This window comes from Cetobacterium sp. ZWU0022 (genome assembly GCF_000800875.1).
GTDB lineage: Bacteria > Fusobacteriota > Fusobacteriia > Fusobacteriales > Fusobacteriaceae > Cetobacterium_A.
The window spans coordinates 41,694-63,762 of the sequence record NZ_JRJZ01000089.1 but is presented as its reverse complement, the minus strand read 5'-3'; the positions used below and the strand labels follow the sequence as shown (position 1 = coordinate 63,762).

Genomic DNA, 22,069 nt, shown 5'->3' with positions numbered 1-22,069 from the left:
CCTTAAATTTGTACTAAAATAAGGCTTGAATAGTTTAGAGAAAAATTTCAACTAAATTCAAACCGAAGAGCTTAATATTATAATTATCAGAGCTAGTAAAAATCCGAATTTTAATTTAGTGTTCATAAATTTCCTCCTTTTGTCTTTTTATTAAGACAGATAATAAACTATTTTTATACAAAAGTCAATAAAAAAATAAAAAATATTTTTTATTTTTCATAAAAAAGTTATTTTTTTAACAAGGGTTGGTTAATGGATATTTTCGTAAATAATATTTATACTTCTTTTTTAATTTTCAATTTTTACATAAAAAAGATTATCATTAGAATATTCTTTTGAAATTAAATTTATGTAGTTAGATTCAATAGTCTGTGTGATAAAAATATTCTCATTATTAAATTGAAAAGATTCAGCTATAATTTGTGAATATTTTAATTTAAATTCTTCGTTTTGAATACGAATATAATATTTTCCTTTACTTAAAGATGAATCTTTTTTTAGACAATTTTTTTTATTTATTTCTGTTAAAAGATAATTTTTTTTAAATAAAATATCTAGAATATCTCTAACAACAGCATTTCCTGTAGGCAGTTTTCCAGCACCTTGACCATAAAATTTTAGTTCTCCAATAGTATCTCCAAAGATACTTCCTAAATTGAAGTTATTAGGAATAATTGCTTCCATTTTTTCATTTTTAAATGCAACTGGTTCAATATTAGCATAAAAAAGATTATCATGTCTTTTGCCTGTTGCAATTAGTTTGATGGTAGAATTAATTTTTCTGAAATATTCTATATCTGTTTTTGAGATATTTCTTATTCCAAATATATCGATATCTTCAGGATAAATATTAGAATTGAAGGCGATATTTAAAGTTATTTGAAGTTTTCTTAAAATATCAATTCCATCTATATCAGCAGAGGGATCACTTTCAGCATAACCTAAATTTTGAGCGATCTTTAAAGTTTCTAGAAAGTCAGTTTCTTTATTTTTCATATTGTCTAAAATAAAATTAGTTGTTCCATTAAAAATTCCAGATACTTTATAGATATTGTCGATTTTTTTTGTTTCATATAAAGACTTAATCCAAGGAATACCACCACAAACACTAGCCTCAAATTTAAATTGAACATTATTTTTTTTAGCTAACTCTAAAAACTCATCAAGATATAGAGCTACAACTGATTTATTTGAGGTAACAACATGTTTTTTATTTTTTAGAGATTTAGTTATATATTCGTAGGCAGGATTTATTCCACCGATTGCTTCTACAACTAACTCGATTTCAGGGTCATTTATTATCTCGTCTATATCAGTAGTCATAATATCAAAAAAATAATCACTAATATTTTTAACTAGAATCTTTTTTATATTTATGGGAATCAAAAAAGATGTAGAATTACTGTTGATAATTTCATAAACACCACTACCGACTGTACCAAAACCTAATAAAGCTATTTTCATAAATTCCTCCTGTTGTGTCCTTATAATAAAAACACTTGTTTTTAATTTGAAGACATGATATCATATTTGATAATTAAAATCAATAATTTTTTGGAGGGTGAAAAAATGGGATATATTAGTACGAGAGGAGAGAAAAAAAATTATAAATCTTCAGAAGTTATAAAAACTGGAATATCAATTGACGGTGGTCTTTTTGTAAAACAAGATATTCAAAAAATAAATTTATCCGTTATAAAAAATAAAACTTTCAAACAAATTGCCAAAGTAGTCATAGAAACTTTTTTAGATGATTATAAAAATGATGAATTAGAAAAATTTATAGAGCAAGCATATAATAAAAAGTTTTCGGCAGAAGAGATTACTTTTTTAAAAAAAATAGACAATAATACCTATGTATTAGAACTTTTTCATGGACCGACATCTGCATTTAAGGATATAGCACTTTCAATACTTCCTTATCTTTTAAAAAGTGCGATAGAGAAGTCAAAAGAAAAAAGTAAAATATTGATTTTAACAGCGACATCTGGAGATACAGGAAAGGCAGCTTTAGAAGCATTTAAAAATATAAATCAGATTCAAGTTATAGTTTTTTATCCTAAATATGGAGTAAGTAAAATTCAAGAAAAACAAATGTTATCACAAGAGGGAGACAATGTATTTGTGGTTGGAATAAATGGTAATTTTGATGATGCACAAAGTGCAGTCAAAAGTGTGTTTAATGATAAAAATTTAAAAGAAAAATTAAAGAATAAAAATATAGAGCTCTCTTCAGCTAATTCAATAAATATAGGGCGACTTATACCACAAATAGTATATTATTTTTATTCATATATGAAATTGATTGAGAGCGGAGAGATAAAGTTTGATGAAGAAATAAATTTCTCTGTTCCTACAGGAAATTTTGGAAATATATTAGCAGGATACTATGCAAAGCAGATGGGATTGCCTATAAATAAATTAATTTGTGCTTCGAATGAAAACAATGTTCTTTATAATTTTCTAAAAACAGGAGTTTATGATAGGAATAGAGAGTTAAAAAAAACGAACACACCATCTATGGATATTTTAATATCGAGTAATTTAGAAAGAGTTTTATATCATTTAAGTGAAGAAGATTCGGAATATATAAATTATTTAATGGATTTATTAAATAAAACGGGAAAATATGAAATATTAGAAAGTTTAAAAATAAAGATGGATAATATATTTACTCCTAGTTATTCTGATGATAAAACAACTTTAGAAGTGATAAAAAGAGTATACGATAAATTTTCTTATATTTTAGACCCTCATACAGCTGTGGCTTTTAAAGGAGCTGAAGATTTCGCTAAATTAAACTCAAGGGAAAAAGTGATTGTATTATCGACGGCAAGTCCATACAAATTTAGTCGTGATGTATATAAAGCCATATTTGGAGAGATAGAAGAAGATGATTTTAGAGTGATGGAACTTCTCAATGAAAAGACAGGAGTTGAAATCCCCAAAAATTTAAAAGATTTAAAAGAAAGAAAAATTATTCATAATGTAGTTATAGAAAAAGAGGATATAAAAAGATATATAGAGGAGATGATGTTATGATAACGATAAAAGTTCCTGCAACAACAGCTAATATAGGTCCTGGATTTGACTCTTTAGGAATGGCATTCCAGTTGTATTCATATTTCAGTTTTAGAAAAATAGAGAGTGGAATTAAAATAATGGGTTGTGAAAAGGAATTTCAGAATGAAGAAAATTTAGTTTATAGAGCATTCAAATACACATCAGAAAAATTAGGGGTAAGCATAGATGGATTAGAGATTGAAATTAAAAGTGATATTCCTGTTTCTAGAGGATTAGGAAGTAGCGCGGCCTGCATAGTCGGAGGAGTTATGGGAGCGAATATTTTGCTAGGAGGAGATTTGTTACAAGAGGAGATATTTGAGATATGTACAAACTTAGAAGGTCATCCAGATAATGTAGCTCCTGCAATATATGGTGGATTAACAGCATCTTTTATGGAAAAGAATAAGCCGTATACAGTTAATTATGATATCCATAAAGATATCTATTTTTATGCAATAATCCCAGATTTTCAAGTTTCTACAAAAGAGTCTAGAGAGATACTTCCTGAGACAGTGCCATATAAAGATGCAATTTTTAATATCTCAAGAGTTGCAGTTTTATTAAAAGCTTTTGAAAAAGGAGACCAAGAGTTAATAAAAAGATCATTAGTGGATAATCTACATGAAAAATATCGAAAACTTTTAATTTATGAATTTGACAAGGTGAAAGATATCTGTGAAAAAAGTAAGAATATAGGTTTTTTTATAAGTGGATCTGGATCGACAGTTATAAATATTAGTAAAGACACTAATTTTGATAAAGAGATTGACTATGATTTGAAAAATTTAAAAAATAATTGGAGAGTTAAGAGTTTAGAGATAGATTTTAAAGGAGCTGTTCAGATGTAAAAAAATCCCCCATCCATAGATTGATGGGGGATAGTTTTTAAATTTGTGATATAACATTTTTTATTTTTTGAGCCAAACCATAGATTTTATATTTAGGTATACTACAAATAGCAAGTCTAATAGCACCAGGAATAATAATAGTAAAAATATTTTCATCCTTTAGTTTATCTGCCATTTTTTCATCGCTAATATTGTCAAAAGGGATTGTTATGAAAAATCCACTTTTATATGGTAAAGTTTTAAGATTTGCAGCCGCAGCCTCACCAAGGAAAATATCAGTTCTATCTTTTAACATATTTTTCATATAAGTTTGTTCTAAAAGAAGTTGTTTATATTTTTTCTTATCAAGAACGATATTGCTAAATAAAGTCATACCACCTTTTGGGATATTAGACCAAACACTTCTACAAGTGTAAATACTAGCATCTAGGAAGTTGTTTATAGTTTCAGCAGATGAAGAGATTGCTATTTGTGCTCCAACTCTAAGTCCATAACAGCAAAATGATTTAGACATGCTGAAAGTTATCATAACTAGTAGATTACTAGGCAAATCTTGATAAAAATCTTTAAAGTTATTAACCTTATTATTGAAGTCCATATAAGCAATGTCATTTATTAATATAATATTACAAAGAGAGCAAGCTTCTCTCAGAATTTGCATAACCTCTTTAACTTCATGAGTTGACATAGTGTATCCAGTTGGATTATGACAAGGATTATTAAGAATAATCACTAAATTTTTTTGAATTTTAGCTAATTCAATTACAGAATTTTTGAAATTTATAAGATCGAATTTTCCTTTGCTATTAAATAAAGAATAGGTTTGGAATCCTCCACCAACCTCTTTACTCATAAGTTTATAAGAACTCCACATATAATTTGGAAGTAAGACAACTTCACCAGGATTTATATAGTTTCTAAATGTGTTATATATAGCACCACTTCCTCCAGGAGTTGCAATAACTTCTAAAAAATTATTATCTAGATTATTTGAATAGTTTTTTCCTAAAACATATTGTTTAACAGCTTCGATAAATCTTTCTTCACCACTTATACTTGAAGAATAGTTAAAAAGCTCTTTATCTGAAAGATTTTTATATTCTTTATTAACAATATCTAATGTATGCATCTCTTCGTTATCGTTGTAAAATATTCCTAAAGTTCCATTTATAACATTTTTTTGACCATATTTTTTAGATGCTAAATCAGCATTTTTTGCGATTTGGAATCCATTATCAAATACTTTTTTAGTTTTAGAGTGTTCTGCCAACATAAAAATCACCTCATAAATTTTATTTTTCAAGTTAATTTTAAATGAAAAAATTAAATAAGTCAAGAAAAAATAGAATATTTTTTCTAATAAAAAAATAAATAAAAAAATATTTTTAAAAAGTAAAAATAAAAAAGGAAGAAAAAATCTTCCTTATTATTTTCATTTAAATTAAAACTCTTCTAATCTTCTTTCATACATATATTGAGCAAAAGTTATATCATAAACCTGTAGCATCTCTAGATAATCTTCAAATAATCTTTTAACAAGAAGAGGAACTTCATCTATAGGAATTATAAGGTTAGGGATTTCAAAAGCTAAAGATTGAACAGATTCAGTTAAAATTCCTCCCATATAGACTTGCATACAATCTGTTAAAACATCATTAATTTTCTTTTTTAAACCTATAAAACCTAAAGGAGCAACAGGAATACCAGCACAAGAACTAGGGCATCCTGAAATTCTTATATTTTTAGCCTCTTTAAATATAATTCTTTTATACTGAGGATATTTAGTTGCTAAAGAATCTAATTCAATACCAATAGCATCAGCAACAGCAACAGAGTCTTGAACACCAATCATACATATTTTAGCTCCAACACATGCTCTAATTTGTCCTCTAATAGAGAATGATTCAGTAACTATTTCTGGAATCTCAGTATTTAGAAACTCATATATATAAGGAAGTGCAGATTTGTGAACTAATGGAACAACTAAATTTTGATTGATCGTTGCTCTTATTAAAGGAGCGTTAATTTTCTCTAAAAGAGTAACTAACTTTTTAGAATGTTCTTTTGTTAAATCTCCATTTTTTACATAAAGAACAAGAGATACAATATCTTTAAATTTAGTTTCTTTCGTACAGATATCTTTCCATTGGTTAAAATTATCACTAGAATTAGTTAGATCGAATTTATTTAAATTTAAGATATAATTTGTATAATTTACAGCTTCAATATGACCATTTTCTATTTTTTCCTTGTTAAAATATTCTAGGAATATTTTTCTAAATCCTTCAATACCAACTTTTTCAACAAGGAATCTAAGTCTAGCTTGCATTCTATTAACTCTGTCTCCACGGTCATGGAAAAGTTCAATCATAGCTTTAACAGCTTTTAATAAATCTTCTTCAGGTAAGAATTCAAGTAAAATATGTCCAATTTTACTACCTCTTCCCATTCCACCACCAGCAAAAACTTTAAATCCTTTTTTTCCATTGATCTCTTTAGCTACAAATCCCATATCTTGGACAGCCATAACAAATTCATCTTCAGTGTTATTAGAGAAACCAATTTTTAATTTTCTTCCAAAATCAAAAGCTTTATCCATCAGGAAAACTTCATTTTCAATCATTTTTGCATAGGGAGCAACATCGAAATTACTTTTTTTATCTACACCAGTGTATGTAGAAACTAAAATACTTCTGAAAGTATTTCCACCTCCACCTCTAAAGTACATCTCTTTTTCATTACAAAGGTTAATTGTTGATTTTACTTTATCGAATTCAACTTCGTGAAGTTGATAGTTTTGTCTAGTAGAAAGATGTAAGTAAGGTATATTTTCACTATACATAATATCAACTAAATTTTTAAAATTCTCCTTTGAAAGTTCGCCTCCAACAGCTTTCAATCTAAGCATCATTTTTTTACCTTTTTGTTCATAAATCCCAAATTTAGATCCTTTCTTTTTTAAATCAGGGGATTTGATGATGTTGTTTGAGTAGTCTGTGATTCCTGTTTCAAGTTCGAGATACTCTTTTTCAATTTCGTGCAGTTTACTTTTAATTCTTTCCATAATAAAACTCCTTTATTAGAACATATTCTTTTTTAGTATTTTACAACTTTTTGAATAATAATTCAACAAAAGAATTTGTTTTTTACAAAAAATTAACTCTAAAAACTATACAAAATAAGTTTTAATATGTTATAATAGTACAACATTAACTAAAAACGGGAGGGTAAAATGAAAAAAGTATTATTAATGATTTTTTGTTTATCACAATTAGCTTTTGCTTATAAAGCGAAATCAGAAGATTTAGGAAAATATTCGATAGAGGGATACAAACCACAAATTGAAGAAGCTATAAAGAAATCGGGGGTAACTTTTGATAATTTAGGAGATGTATACGAGGCACCTAATTTGGGATATTATAATTTTGCGACGATAGAAAAAGATGGAAAAGTTGTAGCTTATACTGGATTAACACATGTAAAATCTTATAATAAGCATGAGGCATTAATAACAGTTATATCTCCAGAAGGAAAGTTACTAGGTTTTTATTTACCAGATGCAAATGACAAACATCAGAATGTTCACGATCAAGAATGGATAAATAAATATTTAGGAAAAGCTGCCGAAGAATTACCAGTGGATTCTTTAGCGGGATCAACATTCCATGCAAATAGTGTAAATGGAGAACTTAGAAATACATTAAAAGCTTTTGATTATAAAAAAGCTGATTTTAAAAAATAAATTTAAAATAAAAAAGCCCTTTAGGGCTTTTTTTGTTTTAGAATTATTCTAAGAAATATTTTTTAGTAAGTTCAATAAAACTTTTTGAAGCTTTTGTTAAATATCTTCCTTTTTTATAGCTAATAACGACGTCCCAGGTAGGATTTCCTTTCAGATGGAAAAAGGAAAGTGTTTCAGAATTTTTTTTAGCATAATATAAAGGTACAATTCCGCAGCATAAAGATGATTCAACAGCCTGTACAATACTGCTGGTGTAGGTAGTTTCAAAGAGAACTTTCGGATTTACATCAGCCTTAAGTAAGATTTCATTAATAAGATTTCTATTGGTAGACTCTTGATTCATAAAGACGAAAGGTTCATCTTCGAAATCTTTTAAATCGATATTTTGATTGGAATTTTTATTGTTGAACGGATGAAGTTTAGAGGTAATTAATACCATCTCTTCAGAATATATTACGACATGCTCATCTTCGGTTCGTTGGTCTTTAGAGAGAGTCATAAAGCCGATATCTATTTCGCTAGTAGATATTTTTTTTTGCTGCTGATAAACAGGTAATTCTACAGGAATTATTGAGATATTTGGATGGAGCTCTTGGAATTTTTTAAAAATAGATGTAAAAAGTTCAATGCCTCTTCCAGGACTTAGTCCTACAACTAATTCTCGTTTTTTATTTTCAATACAATCATAAATTTTATTATAAGCATCTTTTTTTATGTTGAGAATTTTATTGGCGTGTTCGAGATAAATTTTTCCAACAGGAGTAAGCTCCCAATTGGGTCTATTTCTATAAAAAAGTTTCGTTCCAAGTTCGTTCTCTAATTTTAATAGTTGTTGATTCAACGCTGATTGAGATATAAAGAGCTTTTTAGCAGCATGAGTAATGTTCTTTTCATTTATAATTTCAATTATATATTCTATTTGTTTTAAATCCATAAATATACCTCCGAAACAAAATACTTTAAAATATTATAGAACTTATTTTTTTTAAAATCAAGAGAGAATAAGAAAAAATAAGAGATATCTTAAAAAATAGAATTTTACTTAATAGACAAAAAAATATATAATTGGCATTGAAAATAATGTTTGTAATCGAAATGAAAAGATCGTTAATGAAATGGGAGGTTTGGAAAAATGATAAGAAAGATAAAAAGATGTGTTTTGGGGTTGGTTTTAGCTGGAACGGTAATAGGATGTGGAAAAACTGAAAATACAAATACCTTTAAAGGAAAAAATATACGAGCGGTCATTGGATCTACTTCAACATCGGGAGATTCATATTTGATTGCAGATATGACTTCGAGAAATTTAGAAAAAGCTTTAGAAGCTAAAATAAAGGTTGATGCAGTTGGAGCAGCAGAAGCTTTGGCGACAATGCAAAGTACTAAGCCAGATGGGAACACAATTATGATTTTCCATGATATGACTTATTTAGGAGTAGACTTTGGAGCATACGATAAAGAGTATGATTTAAAGAATATGACAATAGGACCAAGAGTAGCTCAAAATCCAGGGGCAGTTTGGGCAGCTAAAAAAAATGCACCGTATGAAACATTGGTTGATATTCCAAAATATTTACAAGAAAATCCATCTGAAATAATAAGAATGGCTTGCGAAGCTGGGGGAGTATCGCAAATTGGATTTATCACATATTATGACTGGGTTCTTCAAAATTATGGGCAAGATGTAGCAAATAGAATTGTAGTTGTTATTGGTGGATCAACAGCTGACAAAGCTCAACTTTTATGGGATAACAACTGTGATATAATTTTCGCAGACTATACTTCTTTAAAAGATTACTCTGAAACAGATGATATGAAAATTGCGATGAAATTTGTTGGTTTATTAGATAATATAGATGGAGTAGATGTAAAATCATATAAAGATTTAGGAATTACTTTAAGTGGTGAAGAGTTTAGATTCTCTAAAGATTTCTTAATCTATATGCCTAAAGGAGTTTCAGAAGAGCTTTTAAAAGAGTTGGATTTAGCTGTTGAAAAAATTTCTGTATCACCAGAGTATAATGCAGGATTACAAAGAATGGACTACCGTTCTGCTTTCTTAGACTCTAAAGCTGCAGCAGAATTTATAACAGAAAAAAGAGAAGATATAAAAAAATTAATTGAAACTTCACCATCATTAGATGAGTTAGTTAGAAAATAGGAGTAGATATGAGAATAAATTATGTACCATCAACTTCACACTTAATTTTTCCGCCGATTATATTTGGAATACTGGTATTTTTGATTGCAATTATGGTTATTCAAAAAATAATAGCTTGTAGAAAAGATAATGTAAAAATATTAAATTTAAAAGAATATAGATTTTTCGAAGAAAACTTCGACAAAATTAAACTTTTTGGGACATTACTATTGTTTATTCTGTATATAAAAAGTATGGTAATATTTGGATTCTTGATATCGAGTATAGTTTTTATAACAATGTTCAATATTATTTTTGCAGGGATAAAGAGTGGTAAAAAATCTATATATAATTCAATTATTATATCGTCTGTATTTTCAGTTAGTATTTGGTTCCTGTTTGGATACGTATTTCAAATTACATTACCTTAAAAAGGAGAGAAACATGATAACTTTTGGATTTGTACAATTGGTTATGATAATTATAGGAGTATTGGTTGGAATAATATTTGGAGCTCTTCCAGGAATGACTGCAACAATGGCAATCGCAATATTTCTTCCGTTAACATACGCTTATGATTTAAATACATCTTTATTCTTACTACTAGGACTTTATGTAGGAGGGATAAGTGGAGGATTGATCCCAGCAATTTTAGTTAATATCCCAGGAACACCATCGTCAATAACGACAGGATTTGATGGACATCCAATGGCTAAAAAAGGAGAGGGAGAGAGAGCTTTAAAAATTGGAATAACAGCATCGTTAATTGGAGGAATAGTTAGCTTGATAGCACTTTGGTTATTTACTCCACCTTTAGCAAGATTAGCTATAAAGTTTTCAGCTGTTGAAAAATTCTTGATAATATTGTTTGCAATGACAGTAATAGCTGCTTTATCAAAAGGGCATATGATAAAAGGTATATTTGCAGGTTTCTTAGGAACTTTTGTAGCTTTGATTGGGCAGTTCCCAGATAATAATATGGTAAGAATGGTTCCTAATTTTGTAAGAGTAGAGCTGAGAAGTGGATTTCAATTGTTACCTGTTTTAATTGGACTATTTGCTTTAGCACAAATTTTCCAAGAAGCAGAAAAAGGAATGAAAAGTAACAATTTATCAGCTGAGATGAATGGAGAAAGTTTAAGATTTAAACTAAAAGATTTTAAAGGACAAGGCTTAAACTTATTGAGGTCTAGTGCAATAGGAACATTTATGGGAATTTTACCAGGAGTTGGAGGAAGTGCGGCATCACTACTTTCATATTCTCAGGCGAAAAATTTCTCTAAGACACCAGAAGAATTTGGACACGGTTCATTAGAGGGGCTTGTAGCTAGTGAAAGTGCAAATAATGGATTGACAGGTGGAGCGTTGATACCTCTTTTATCTCTAGGAATTCCAGGAGATAGTACAACAGCAGTGCTTGTAAGTGCTTTTATGTTACAAGGGATTCAAGTAGGACCACTATTTATAACTAGAAATCCAGAAATATGGCACACAATTTTATTCGGATTATTAGTAGCGAACATATTGATGTTTGTAATGATGTTTTACCCGATAAAATATATTGCTAAAGTTATAACTATACCGAAGCAAAGAATGTATCCAGTAATAATTTTGATGTGCGTTGTAGGAACGTACGCTATTAGAAGTGGGAATATGTTTGATGTATGGACACTACTTCTATTTGGAGTTGTTGGATATATATTTGGAAAAGTTGGAATAGCGAGTGCGCCATTCTTAATAGGATTTATCCTAGGAAGAGATCTAGAAAAGTATTTCGTAGATTCGATCAAAGGATCTGGAGGAAGTTTGATGTGTTTCTTTCAAAGACCGATAGGATTGGGGATTTGGGTGTTGATACTTCTTTCGATAGGATACGCTATATATGATAATAATAAAGAGAAAAAAATAAAGATAAAAAAGAGGGAAGAAAATGGAGAAGGGGTTGTGTATTAAGGTTCATTCAAATGATAACGTGGCAATAGCAGTTAAAGATATATCTGCAGGCGTTGAGGTTTTTTCAAATATTAAAACGATTGAAAATATACCTCAAGCTCATAAAGTTGCTTTAAAAGATTTAAAAAAAGGTGACAAAATAATTAGATATGGAGTAGTATTAGGTTATTCATTAGTGGAAATAAAGAAGGGACAATGGATCAATGAAAATATGTTAAAACTTCCGAAGTCACCAACTTTAGAAGATATGGAGTTTGGAGTGGATTTAGAGAGAGAGCTCCCAAATTCAAAGATAAAAACATGGATGGGATACAAAAATCCTGATGGTGGATATGCTGGAACAAGAAATATTTTAGGTATAAATACAACGGTTCAGTGTGTAACAGGTGTTGTTAATAAAGCTATTGAAAAGATGAAAAAAGAACTCCTACCAAAATATAAAAATGTAGATGATATCGTTGCAATTAATCATGCATATGGATGTGGAGTAGCAATAAATGCTCCAGAAGCTGTTATTCCGATTAGGATTTTAAAAAATGTTTTAAAACATCCTAATTTTGGTGGACAAGTAATGGTTGTAGGTCTAGGGTGTGAAAAATTAACAGTAGAGATGTTGTGTGATGAAAAAGATATAAATGAAGAGAACGTAATAATTCTTCAAGAAAAAAATGGATATAAAGATATGATTGAATCTTTAGTTCTTATGGCGGATAAAAAACTAGCTATATTGAACGAACGTAAAAGAGAGGAGTTAGATTTAAGTGAGTTATTTATAGGTATGCAATGTGGTGGAAGCGATGCATTTTCAGGAGTGACAGCTAATCCAGTTGCAGGATATGCAACAGACTTACTAGTTTCTGGAGGTGCAAGTGTAGTATTTTCAGAGGTAACAGAGGTAAGAGATGGAGTTCATATAATAGCTCAGCGTTGTACAAATCAAGAAGTAGGAAAAAAATTAGCTAATGAAATGAAATGGTATGATAATTATTTAGAAAGTGGAGAGGTTGATAGAAGTGCCAATCCAACTCCTGGAAATAAAAAGGGTGGGCTTTCAAATATAGTAGAAAAAGCAATGGGATCTATTGCAAAATCAGGAAGTGCTCCAATAGTTGAAGTTCTTTCGCCTGGAGAGAAACCAACTAAGAAAGGGTTAATATATGGTGCAACTCCTGCAAGTGATATAGTATGTGGACCTTGTCAACTCGCATCAGGAATAGGACTTCAGGTATTTATGACAGGAAGAGGGACTCCTTATGGGCTAGCATTAGCTCCAGTTATAAAGGTGTGTTCAAGAGATGAGATGAAGGATAAATGGTCAGACTTGATTGATATAAATGCAGGTCCGATATCGACTGGAGAATCATCAATCGAAGAGGTTGGAGAAAAATTATTTGAAGAGATAATTAAAGTTGCTAATGGAGAGAAAAAAAGTTTAGCTGAAGAGTATGGTTTACATAATGATTTTTGTTTATTTAATCCAGCACCTATAACATAAAAAATAAAAAAAAGACGAAATGTGAGGAGAGTACAAAATGATACCAAAGATAGTAGAGATGAATGTAATTCCGGTTGCGGGTTATGATAGTATGCTTTTAAATTTAAGTGGTGCTCATGGGCCATATTTTACAAGAAATATAGTGATATTAAAGGCGGATAATGGAGATATTGGATTAGGAGAAGTTCCTGGTGGAGAGAAGATAAGAAAAACTCTTGAGGATGCAAAGGAACTACTTGTTGGGAAAAGCATAGGTGAGTATAAAAACTTAGTAAAAACAGTATATGAAGAGTTTAAAGATAGAGATAAATCAGGAAGAGGAACGCAAACATTTGATTTAAGAACTACAGTTCATGTAATGACAGCTGTTGAAGCAGCGTTGTTGGATTTATTAGGGAAATTTTTAAAAGTTCCTGTAGCTGCTCTTTTAGGAGAGGGACAACAAAGAGAGAAAGTTAAAATGTTGGGATACTTATTCTATATAGGAGATAAAAATAAAACTGATTTACCTTATATAGATTTAGATGATGAAACAGATAACTGGGGAAAAGTTAGAAGAAAAGAAGCTATGACACCTGAAGCAATTGTAGAGTTAGCGAAGGCAGCATATGAAAAATATGGATTTGAAGACTTTAAATTAAAAGGTGGAGTACTAAAAGGTGAAGAGGAAATAAAAGCAATAAAAGCATTGCATAAGGCATTCCCTAACGCAAGAATAACACTAGATCCAAATGGTGCTTGGTCATTAGAAGAAGCGATAAATTTATGTAAAGATATGCAGGGGATATTAGCTTACGCTGAAGATCCGTGTGGAGCAGAAAATGGATTTTCTGGAAGAGAGGTAATGGCTGAGTTTAGAAAGGCAACAGGATTACCTACAGCGACAAATATGATAGCTACTGATTGGAGACAAATGCAACATTCGATAGCATTAAATAGTGTTTCTATTCCTTTAGCAGATCCACATTTCTGGACTATGGAAGGGTCAGTAAGAGTAGCTCAAATGTGTAATGAGTTTGGATTAACTTGGGGATCTCATTCAAATAACCATTTTGATATTTCGTTAGCGATGTTTAGTCATGTTGCAGCAGCAGCACCTGGAAATATTACTGCGATAGATACTCATTGGATTTGGCAAGATGGGCAAAACTTAACAAGAAATGCACATAAAATTGTAAATGGAGAAGTATCAGTACCTAAAGACGTTCCAGGATTAGGAATAGAGATAGATATGGAAAAATTAATGGCAGCACATAAGCTTTACGTAGAAAAAGAATTAGGGGCAAGAGACGATTCAGAAGCTATGCAATATTTAATAAAAGATTGGAAATTTGATAATAAAAAGCCTTGTTTGGTAAGATAATAGAAGAGAATATAGAGGAGGAAAAATGAGAGTAGGATTTATAGGATTAGGAATAATGGGAAAACCAATGTGTAAGAATGTTTTAAAAGCAGGATATGAAGTTACGGTTTTCGATAGAAATACAGTAGCAGTTGAAGAGTTAAAAAATGCTGGAGCTAAAGTTGCAGCATCAGGAAAAGAAGTTGGAGAAAACAGTGAGGTATTGATAACGATGTTACCAAACTCACCACATGTAAAATCTGTTTTATTTGATGAGAACGGAGCTTTAGAGGGATTAAAAGAGGGAACAGTTGTAATTGATATGAGTTCGATAAATCCTGTTGAAAGTAAAAATATAGCAGAAGAATTAGCGAAAAAAGGAGTATTACTACTAGATGCGCCTGTATCAGGAGGAGAACCTAAAGCTATCGATGGAACAATATCAGTTATGGTTGGAGGAGATGAAGCTGTATTCAATAAATATTATGATTTAATGAAATCTATGTCTGGTTCAGTTGTAAGAGTGGGAGGCGTAGGAGCTGGAAATACAACAAAATTAGCGAATCAAATCATAGTTGCATTAAACATTGCTGCGTTAAGTGAAGCGTTTATTCTTTGTGAAAAAGCAGATGTAGATCCACAACTTGTATTCGAAGCTATTAGAGGTGGATTAGCAGGAAGTACAGTAATGAACGCTAAAGCTCCAATGATGATGGAAAGAAACTTCGATCCAGGATTTAGAATAGATTTACATATTAAAGATTTACAAAATGCATTGGATACATCTCATGCGATAAATGCGTCATTACCATTAACAGCTCAAATCATGGAAACTTTACAAGCTTTAAAAATGGATGGGAAAGGTGATAGAGATCACTCAGCTATAGTAAATTATTATGAGAAGCTTAATAACATAACTGTTGGCAAAAAGTAGGAGTTAAAGAGGAAGGATGGAGGCAAAAATGAATTTAGAATGGCTAAAAGGGATATATGTACCAATTCTTACACCTATGAAAGAGGATGAAAGTGTTGATTTTGAAAAATTAAGAAAACAAGTAAATTTCATAATAGATGGAGGAGTTCATGGTATTCTTGCGCATGGGAGTAACAGTGAGTTCTATATGTTTGAAGATGACGATTATGAGGAAATATTTAAAGTAATACTTGAAGAAGTAGCAGGGAGAGTACCTGTAATTATGGGAATTGGAGCGATAAGAACATCTAAATGTGTAAAGTTAGCAAAATTAGCAGAGAGATTAGGTGCAGATGCAGTTGCTATTTTACAACCGATGTTTTTAAAACCAACTGATGAAGAGCTATACTATCATTTTAAAACTATAGCTGATTCAGTAAAAGAATTACCAACTTTGCTATATAATAATCCTAGAATCGGTTATACACTTTCTTCGGATTTGGTTGAGAGATTAGCAAGAGATGTAAGGAATATTGTTGGAATAAAAGATTCGAGTGGAGATATCAATCAACTATTAGAATTTATTAGAAAGACAAGAGATTTAAAATTCAAGGCTTTTGGTGGAAAAGATACTCTTCTATATTCATCACTGAATATTGGAGCAGTTGGTGGAGTATGTACAACAGCAAATATATTCCCAGAACTAGTGACATCAATATATAACACATATGTTGATGGAGACTTGAAAGAGTCTTTAGAATTACAATTTGAACTAAATCCTGTGAGAATGTCAATGGATAAGGCCAGTTTTCCAGTAGCAACAAAAGATATGGCTAACATAAATGGAATGGATGTAGGAAAACCAATAAAGCCAAATCATGCGTCGCCTAGTGGTGTAGTTGAGAGTATGAGAAAAGAGATGGCAAAAGCAGGATTATTAAAGGGGTAAACCTATGAATAGATCGGAAATTAAAGTTGTTGTGGCGATAGATTCTTTAAAGGGAAGTATATCTTCGAAGAATGCAGCGATATCAATTGAAAAAGGAATAAAAAAAGTTTTAAAAGGTGCGATAGTAAAAAAAATTACTATCGCAGATGGTGGAGAAGGAACTGTAGAAGCAGTTGTTGAAAGTACAAAAGGCGAATACAAAACCTTAGAGGTATGTGGTCCTTTTGGAAAAAAGGTAAATGCGAAAATAGGGATTTTAAAAGATGATATAATAGTTATGGAGATGGCGGAATCATCGGGATTAAATCTAGTACCGAAAGAAAAGTTGAATCCACACATAGCAACAACGTATGGTGTAGGAGAGATGTTAAAGTATGCACTAGATATGAAAGCAAAAAAGATATATATCGGATTGGGTGGAAGTGCAACGAGTGATGGTGGGGCAGGAATGCTAAACGCACTTGGAGTGAAATTTTACGATTCGCTTAAAGAGGAAATCGGATCTACACCAAAAGAGTTAAGTGCGTTGGAGTTTGTAGATTTTTCAAATTTAGATAAGCGTTTAAAGGATACTGAGATCTGTATTTTATCGGATGTAAATAACCCACTGTGTGGAAAGAATGGAGCGGCATATATATATGGGCCACAAAAGGGAGCGACACCAGAGGATGTTATTGTTTTAGATAAAATTTTAAAAAGATACAGTGAAAAGATTGATGGGATTTTGGGTGTAGAAAACGCTGAAAAACCTGGAAGTGGAGCAGCAGGAGGATTGGGATATGCGCTTCTAGCACTTTGTGGAGGAACTTTCAGTCAAGGGATAGAAGAGATTTTAAAAATTGCAGATTTTGAATCTGAAATTTCTGATGCGAATCTAGTAATAACTGGCGAGGGACGAATTGATAATCAATCAATAAATGGAAAAGCACCTGTGGGGATCGCAAAACTATCTAAAAAACACGGGAAGCCAGTGATAGCGATTGTTGGAAGCTCGAGTTTAGAGCTAGATAAAATATATGAAAGTGGAATAGATTTGGTTTTAGATATAGTGAATGAGCCAATGGCTTTAGAAAAAGCGATGACAAACGTTGAAAAATTATTAGAATTTACAGCAGAAAAAGCTATGAGAGCATATTTATTAAACAGATAAATAGAAATAGGAGATAAAACTCCTATTTTTAATATCGACATAATTCTGAAACAAAAATTTTGTATTATAAGTTATAACATAAAATTTTGTTAAAGGATGTGAGAATGTGACTATAATTTTACTTATTTTAATCATTTTTTTATTAACAGAAAGAAGAGAAAATATTACATACGATTCTATAGGAACTAGAAAGGGTAGTTTTAGTTTAATCTATTTTTTAGTAGGAATTTTTATAGTTATGATAATAGGTCATATAATAACATTTTTCGGAACTAGATATCTATATTTAAATGGCATGTCACCATTTATGTTTAGAGGGTTTGGAAATTTTTTATTAGGTTGTTAGGATAAAAAAACTAAAAAATAGGAGAAGAAATGAAGAGTAATAAAATAGAATTTGGATTGATGATTTTGGTAGGGATGATATTTTTAGGAAGTACGATTTTAACTAAGATTTCGGTGGTTTGATAAAAAGGGGCTTTTTTTAAAGCCCCTTTTTAGTTATGTTATTTATAGAAGTTTTCACCCATTTTCCAGCAATCTCCGACTTTATCACCAAGTTTGTAGTATGACTTAGTAGGCATTTCAAAAAGTATAGGTTTTAGAAGATCGTAGTTAATGTTTCCATTTTCATTTAAGACTTCAGGTTTTATATGCGTATGTCTAACTTTAAAGATATATTGATTGTGCTCCTTAGTTTCAAAATTATCAGTTAGTTCACACTCCATAACAATAGGAGAAAGATTGATCATAGGAACATTTCGTATTCCCATAGTATATTCAAAAACATTTGATTTATCAACTTTTCTACCACTAACTATCCCAACAAAATCTGTAGCTTCTAGCATCTCTTCTGTAACTATATTCACAGAAACAGCATATTTATCCTTAATAATTTCATTGCTAAAATGAAGCTTATTGATACTTAGCATAATCGAATCTAATCCAATAAGTCCAACATGAGCAACATTAATCCAATTAATTTTCTCATCTTCATCAATCATTCCTACAACTACAGTGGGAGTAGGATATAAAGCAACAATTGGTCCAGCATTTTTCCACATAAAATCACCTCATAAAAATAGTCGTATACTTCATAAGTCAATACTGTCAAAAAAGAAAAATCCTTTTATAAAAATATTATTTTTTTTGTTGATAAGTTTCAAAGAATTCATGATTAGCAATTCTATAGATTTCAGAGTAATCTAAGGGTGAAACTAAGAAATCATTCTCTTTTACTATCATTTTTTCTCCCCACGGTGCAATAATGAAAAATTCCTCTTTATTTTTAACTTTTATAGCTTTTATCTCTCCGATTGGTTTGAAAACATTCCAAGTAGAGTTTTCTTTTTTTAAGAACACATATCTTTTATCAAATTTATCTTTTGGAACAATGTACTCCTCTTTAGCTTCCGTTGTATTTTTAACTATGTAGCTTGGAACAGTAACGGTATTAGTTGTTTCTAATCCATCTTTAGTAAAGGTTTGAATAGTTTCACCTAATACAGCTTCTCTAGCTAAAATTGGTTTGAATTTTTCAAAAACAACACTTGTCTCTAAATTCGGTAGAAGTTGATCTTTTAATTGAGATTGATTGATAACTCTAGTATTTGCGTAAAGCAATGAACTAAATAGTAATCCTGTAAATATAAATTTTTTCATTTTTCCTCCAAAAAGTGATATTCATAAAAATAGTTATTGATAGCTTAACATATTTTTTTCTAAAAAACATTAGAAAGATTGAAAAAGAAAATTAAAAATAGTATACTTAAGTTGTATAAATGGAGGTGCATTAATTTATGATTGGAGTATTTTATAGTAGTCAAAGAGGAAAAAGTGAGTTTGTTACAACTTTAATTAAGGATAGATTAAAAGAAAAGTGTGGTGTATATAAAGTTTCGGATGAAGATTTAGTTGAGAAAGTAAATGGATACAACAAGTTAATTTTTATAATTCCAACATATGGTTTTGGAGTTCCTCACCAAGACTGGATAAATGTAATTGAAAAATTAAGAGGGATAGATTTTAGTGGAAAAGATGTGGGATTAATAGGAAGAGGAAATCAGGGTTTTTATGCAGTTACTTTTGTTAATGGAATGAAACTTATTTATGATGTATTATTAGAAAAAAGTGCTAATATAGTTGGAGAAACTTCAATAGAGGGATATGATTTTGTGAAGAGTACAGCTGTAGTGAATGGCAAATTTATAGGATTAGTTTTAGATGAGATGTTTATGTTAAATGAGATAAAAGATAGACTGAATAGTTGGTTGATAGAGAATTTTGAAGAGGTTTTAAATGAAGAATAAAAAGAGATATTTAAAGTTTATAGAAGTTTTCCAAAATGAGAGAGATTTCTTTGAGTGTCATGAGATTTTAGAAGATGTTTGGGTAGAGGAAACAAAGTGTGAAACAAGAAAACACGTAGCGATAAATTTGCTGCTAATTTCGGTTGGATTGCTTCATTGGAGAAATAAAAACTTTAAGGGCGCAGTTCAAGTTTTAGAAAATTCACTTAATAACTATGAAGAGGTTTCATTTTTGATAGAAGAACTAGGGATAGATTCAAAAGAGTTAAAAGATATGATTCAAGATACAATATCAAAAATTAAAAAGCAAAAAGATTACGAAGAGCTTTACCTGCCTTTGTATAAATAATAAAAACTACCCTGCTATTTATAGCAGGGTAGTTTTTAAATTATTCTTCTATAGAACAATATTTTTCACAATGAACTTTAGACTCATCGTATCTATCTATAAATTTATTTTCCTCTTCTGAATATCCAAATGACACAACACCAAATGGGATTATATGTTCTGGTAGATTAAAATATTTTTTTATTTTTTGAACTCTTTCAACTTCAGGATAGAATCCAAGCCAAACACCACCTAATCCTTCTTCAACAATCTGAAGTAGCATATTTTGAATAGCTGCTCCTAAATCTTGCTGTAGCCACATATCATCTTTTTCTATTAATTTTGAATTTCCTAAAACAACAATAGAAATTTTTGATTTTCCAGCTGGCGTTGCATGAGGGCTCATTAAAGAGATTTCTTTTTTCTTTTCATCACTTTCAACAATTATAAACTCCCACGGCTTAAAATTATGAGCTGATGGTGCTTGCATAGCAGCTCTTAAAATACGCTCTATTTTTTCACACTCGACATCTTTATCAGTAAAATTTCTAATACTTCTTCTATAAAAAATTGAATTCATTTTAAACTCCTTCATTTATTTTTTTAAGTTAAAAATACATCTTTTTCCTGGTGTAAAGTAGCATTTATTACACGATACACATTTAGGTCTTTTTAAATCTCCAGACATCCAGATATTAACTAAATCAGGTTCGCAAGTAAGTGGTCTAGATAAAGAGAAATACTGCACTTTAGAAGAATTTAAAATATCTTCCATAACATCCACATGTCTATTTCCACCGATTAAAATAATAGGAGTTTCTATCTCTTCTGCTAATTTTTTAGCATAGTTTTTAAAGTATGATTCATTTTCTTTTGAAACAATAACCTTTGTTCTTGCAGCACCCAAATTATTTTCTCCAACCTCTTTTATCGACTCATTTCCACCAGTAACCTCTATTGCATCGATTCCAAGTTCAGACAACTTTTTAGCTACAAACATACTATCTTCTTCTGTAAGACCTCCATCTTTAATGAAGTCAGCAGAATTTAATTTTATCCAAATAGGAAACTCTTTTCCTACAGCCTCTCTCATTGCTGTAAAAATTTCAAAAATGATTCTTCCTCTATTTTCGATACTACCACCATACTCATCTTCTCTTTTGTTGTAGTACGGAGATAAAAATTGACTTAATAAATATCCATGTCCTCCATGTATTTCAACACCATCAAATCCAGATTTTTTAACTCTTAATGCAGCATCAGCAAATGCTTTAACTAAGTATTTAATCTCCTCTTTAGAGATCTCTTTAGCCCAAGTTCCTGTATTTTCATTTTGCATAGTTGATGGGCCCCAAATAACTCTATCTCCAACTTTATAGTTTGTCATAAATCCACCATAAACTATTTGCATGATAATATTAGCTCCATATTTGTGGATTTTATCAGTAAATATTTTGTATTCATCTATAAAACTATCATTATATATTCCCATCATTCCAGGGTTAGGTTGTTCATCTTCAGTAACAAAAGCATATCCAGTTATAAGAGTTCCTGCTCCACCTGCTGCTAGCTCTTCATATATAGCTGAAAGCTCAGGAGTCATATGACCTTTTTCATCTGCTAAATCTTCCCAAAGTGCTCCTCTTATTATTCTGTTTTTCATTTCTAAATTACCTAATTTTGTTTTATCAAAAATACTTTTCATGGTTTCTCCTTCTAACTATTTATAAATTTATATTATATGTGGATTATAATTTATTTTTTTATTTCAAACAAGTAGGCACATTTTTGTAAGGTTAGTTACAAAAAAGTAAGAATTGTGTAAAGTAAGCTA

The 22,069-nt window shown here is 30.2% G+C and carries 22 protein-coding genes; 14 read left to right on the top strand and 8 right to left on the bottom strand.

What is annotated here, in order from left to right; genetic code table 11:
- Positions 1 to 288: 288 nt before the first annotated feature.
- Positions 289 to 1,464: a homoserine dehydrogenase gene (locus L988_RS07965; RefSeq protein ID WP_047383214.1), complete on the bottom strand. Its 1,176-nt coding sequence runs from the start codon at positions 1,462 to 1,464 to the stop codon at positions 289 to 291.
- Positions 1,465 to 1,569: 105 nt separating this feature from the next.
- Between L988_RS07965 and thrC the strand changes: the two genes are divergently transcribed.
- Positions 1,570 to 3,042, top strand: a complete 1,473-nt coding sequence (gene thrC / locus L988_RS07960; protein ID WP_047383212.1) for a threonine synthase — start codon at positions 1,570 to 1,572, stop codon at positions 3,040 to 3,042.
- Positions 3,039 to 3,914 (top strand): homoserine kinase, encoded by an 876-nt coding sequence (gene thrB, locus L988_RS07955; RefSeq protein ID WP_047383210.1) that lies wholly within the window; start codon positions 3,039 to 3,041, stop codon positions 3,912 to 3,914. Before thrC ends, thrB begins: the two co-directional genes overlap by 4 nt.
- 37 nt (positions 3,915 to 3,951) lie before the next feature.
- Here thrB and L988_RS07950 read toward each other — a convergent pair whose 3' ends face one another.
- Entirely contained in the window at positions 3,952 to 5,187 is a 1,236-nt protein-coding gene (locus L988_RS07950; RefSeq protein WP_047383208.1) for a pyridoxal phosphate-dependent aminotransferase, read from the bottom strand.
- Positions 5,188 to 5,355: 168 nt separating this feature from the next.
- Complete coding sequence (locus L988_RS07945; protein WP_047383207.1) at positions 5,356 to 6,978, bottom strand: nitrite/sulfite reductase; 1,623 nt, start codon at positions 6,976 to 6,978, stop codon at positions 5,356 to 5,358.
- 168 nt (positions 6,979 to 7,146) lie between these two features.
- On the opposite strand from L988_RS07945, the gene L988_RS07940 reads away from it, so the two are divergent.
- Positions 7,147 to 7,656: a hypothetical protein gene (locus L988_RS07940; protein ID WP_047383205.1), complete on the top strand. Its 510-nt coding sequence runs from the start codon at positions 7,147 to 7,149 to the stop codon at positions 7,654 to 7,656.
- Between the two features lie 43 nt (positions 7,657 to 7,699).
- On the opposite strand, the gene L988_RS07935 is transcribed toward L988_RS07940, so the two are convergent.
- Entirely contained in the window at positions 7,700 to 8,590 is an 891-nt protein-coding gene (locus tag L988_RS07935; RefSeq protein ID WP_047383204.1) for a LysR family transcriptional regulator, read from the bottom strand.
- 198 nt (positions 8,591 to 8,788) lie between these two features.
- Here L988_RS07935 and L988_RS07930 point away from each other — a divergent pair, with 198 nt between their 5' ends.
- The 9 genes from L988_RS07930 to L988_RS07890 all read left to right on the top strand — a co-directional run bounded on the left by L988_RS07930 (position 8,789) and on the right by L988_RS07890 (position 17,944).
- A complete protein-coding gene (locus tag L988_RS07930) occupies positions 8,789 to 9,817 on the top strand; it encodes a hypothetical protein (RefSeq protein ID WP_047383202.1) in 1,029 nt (342 codons plus the stop codon).
- A gap of 8 nt (positions 9,818 to 9,825) precedes the next feature.
- The gene (locus tag L988_RS07925) at positions 9,826 to 10,227 is read left to right on the top strand and encodes a tripartite tricarboxylate transporter TctB family protein (RefSeq protein ID WP_047383201.1); all 402 of its coding nucleotides are present in this window, start codon (positions 9,826 to 9,828) and stop codon (positions 10,225 to 10,227) included.
- A 13-nt stretch (positions 10,228 to 10,240) separates the two neighbouring features.
- Entirely contained in the window at positions 10,241 to 11,749 is a 1,509-nt protein-coding gene (locus L988_RS07920; RefSeq protein WP_047383199.1) for a tripartite tricarboxylate transporter permease, read from the top strand.
- On the top strand, positions 11,727 to 13,244 hold the full coding sequence (gene garD, locus L988_RS07915) for a galactarate dehydratase (protein ID WP_047383197.1): 1,518 nt from the start codon (positions 11,727 to 11,729) through the stop codon (positions 13,242 to 13,244). Before L988_RS07920 ends, garD begins: the two co-directional genes overlap by 23 nt.
- 37 nt (positions 13,245 to 13,281) lie before the next feature.
- Positions 13,282 to 14,607 (top strand): enolase C-terminal domain-like protein, encoded by a 1,326-nt coding sequence (locus L988_RS07910; protein WP_047383196.1) that lies wholly within the window; start codon positions 13,282 to 13,284, stop codon positions 14,605 to 14,607.
- A gap of 25 nt (positions 14,608 to 14,632) precedes the next feature.
- A complete protein-coding gene (gene garR / locus L988_RS07905) occupies positions 14,633 to 15,520 on the top strand; it encodes a 2-hydroxy-3-oxopropionate reductase (protein ID WP_047383195.1) in 888 nt (295 codons plus the stop codon).
- A 28-nt stretch (positions 15,521 to 15,548) separates the two neighbouring features.
- Positions 15,549 to 16,448 carry a dihydrodipicolinate synthase family protein gene (locus tag L988_RS07900; RefSeq protein WP_047383236.1) on the top strand — a complete coding sequence of 300 codons (900 nt, stop codon included), beginning with the start codon at positions 15,549 to 15,551 and terminating at the stop codon, positions 16,446 to 16,448.
- A 4-nt stretch (positions 16,449 to 16,452) separates the two neighbouring features.
- Positions 16,453 to 17,598 carry a glycerate kinase gene (locus tag L988_RS07895; RefSeq protein ID WP_052191753.1) on the top strand — a complete coding sequence of 382 codons (1,146 nt, stop codon included), beginning with the start codon at positions 16,453 to 16,455 and terminating at the stop codon, positions 17,596 to 17,598.
- 106 nt (positions 17,599 to 17,704) lie between these two features.
- Positions 17,705 to 17,944 (top strand): hypothetical protein, encoded by a 240-nt coding sequence (locus tag L988_RS07890; protein ID WP_047383192.1) that lies wholly within the window; start codon positions 17,705 to 17,707, stop codon positions 17,942 to 17,944.
- A 160-nt stretch (positions 17,945 to 18,104) separates the two neighbouring features.
- Here the strand turns inward: L988_RS07890 and L988_RS07885 are convergent, their stop codons facing one another.
- Together L988_RS07885 and L988_RS07880 are read right to left on the bottom strand one after the other, a co-directional pair.
- Positions 18,105 to 18,662: a flavin reductase family protein gene (locus L988_RS07885; RefSeq protein WP_047383191.1), complete on the bottom strand. Its 558-nt coding sequence runs from the start codon at positions 18,660 to 18,662 to the stop codon at positions 18,105 to 18,107.
- Between the two features lie 76 nt (positions 18,663 to 18,738).
- Positions 18,739 to 19,260, bottom strand: a complete 522-nt coding sequence (locus L988_RS07880; protein WP_052191752.1) for a hypothetical protein — start codon at positions 19,258 to 19,260, stop codon at positions 18,739 to 18,741.
- Positions 19,261 to 19,397: 137 nt separating this feature from the next.
- Between L988_RS07880 and L988_RS07875 the strand changes: the two genes are divergently transcribed.
- Both L988_RS07875 and L988_RS07870 read left to right on the top strand, forming a co-directional pair.
- Positions 19,398 to 19,907: a flavodoxin domain-containing protein gene (locus tag L988_RS07875; RefSeq protein ID WP_047383190.1), complete on the top strand. Its 510-nt coding sequence runs from the start codon at positions 19,398 to 19,400 to the stop codon at positions 19,905 to 19,907.
- A complete protein-coding gene (locus L988_RS07870) occupies positions 19,897 to 20,256 on the top strand; it encodes a DUF309 domain-containing protein (protein ID WP_047383189.1) in 360 nt (119 codons plus the stop codon). The genes L988_RS07875 and L988_RS07870 overlap by 11 nt, the downstream gene beginning before the upstream one ends.
- A gap of 40 nt (positions 20,257 to 20,296) precedes the next feature.
- On the opposite strand, the gene L988_RS07865 is transcribed toward L988_RS07870, so the two are convergent.
- Both L988_RS07865 and L988_RS07860 read right to left on the bottom strand, forming a co-directional pair.
- A complete protein-coding gene (locus tag L988_RS07865) occupies positions 20,297 to 20,815 on the bottom strand; it encodes a nitroreductase family protein (protein WP_047383187.1) in 519 nt (172 codons plus the stop codon).
- A gap of 15 nt (positions 20,816 to 20,830) precedes the next feature.
- The gene (locus L988_RS07860; protein ID WP_047383185.1) at positions 20,831 to 21,940 is read right to left on the bottom strand and encodes an NADH:flavin oxidoreductase; all 1,110 of its coding nucleotides are present in this window, start codon (positions 21,938 to 21,940) and stop codon (positions 20,831 to 20,833) included.
- Positions 21,941 to 22,069 lie beyond the last annotated feature (129 nt).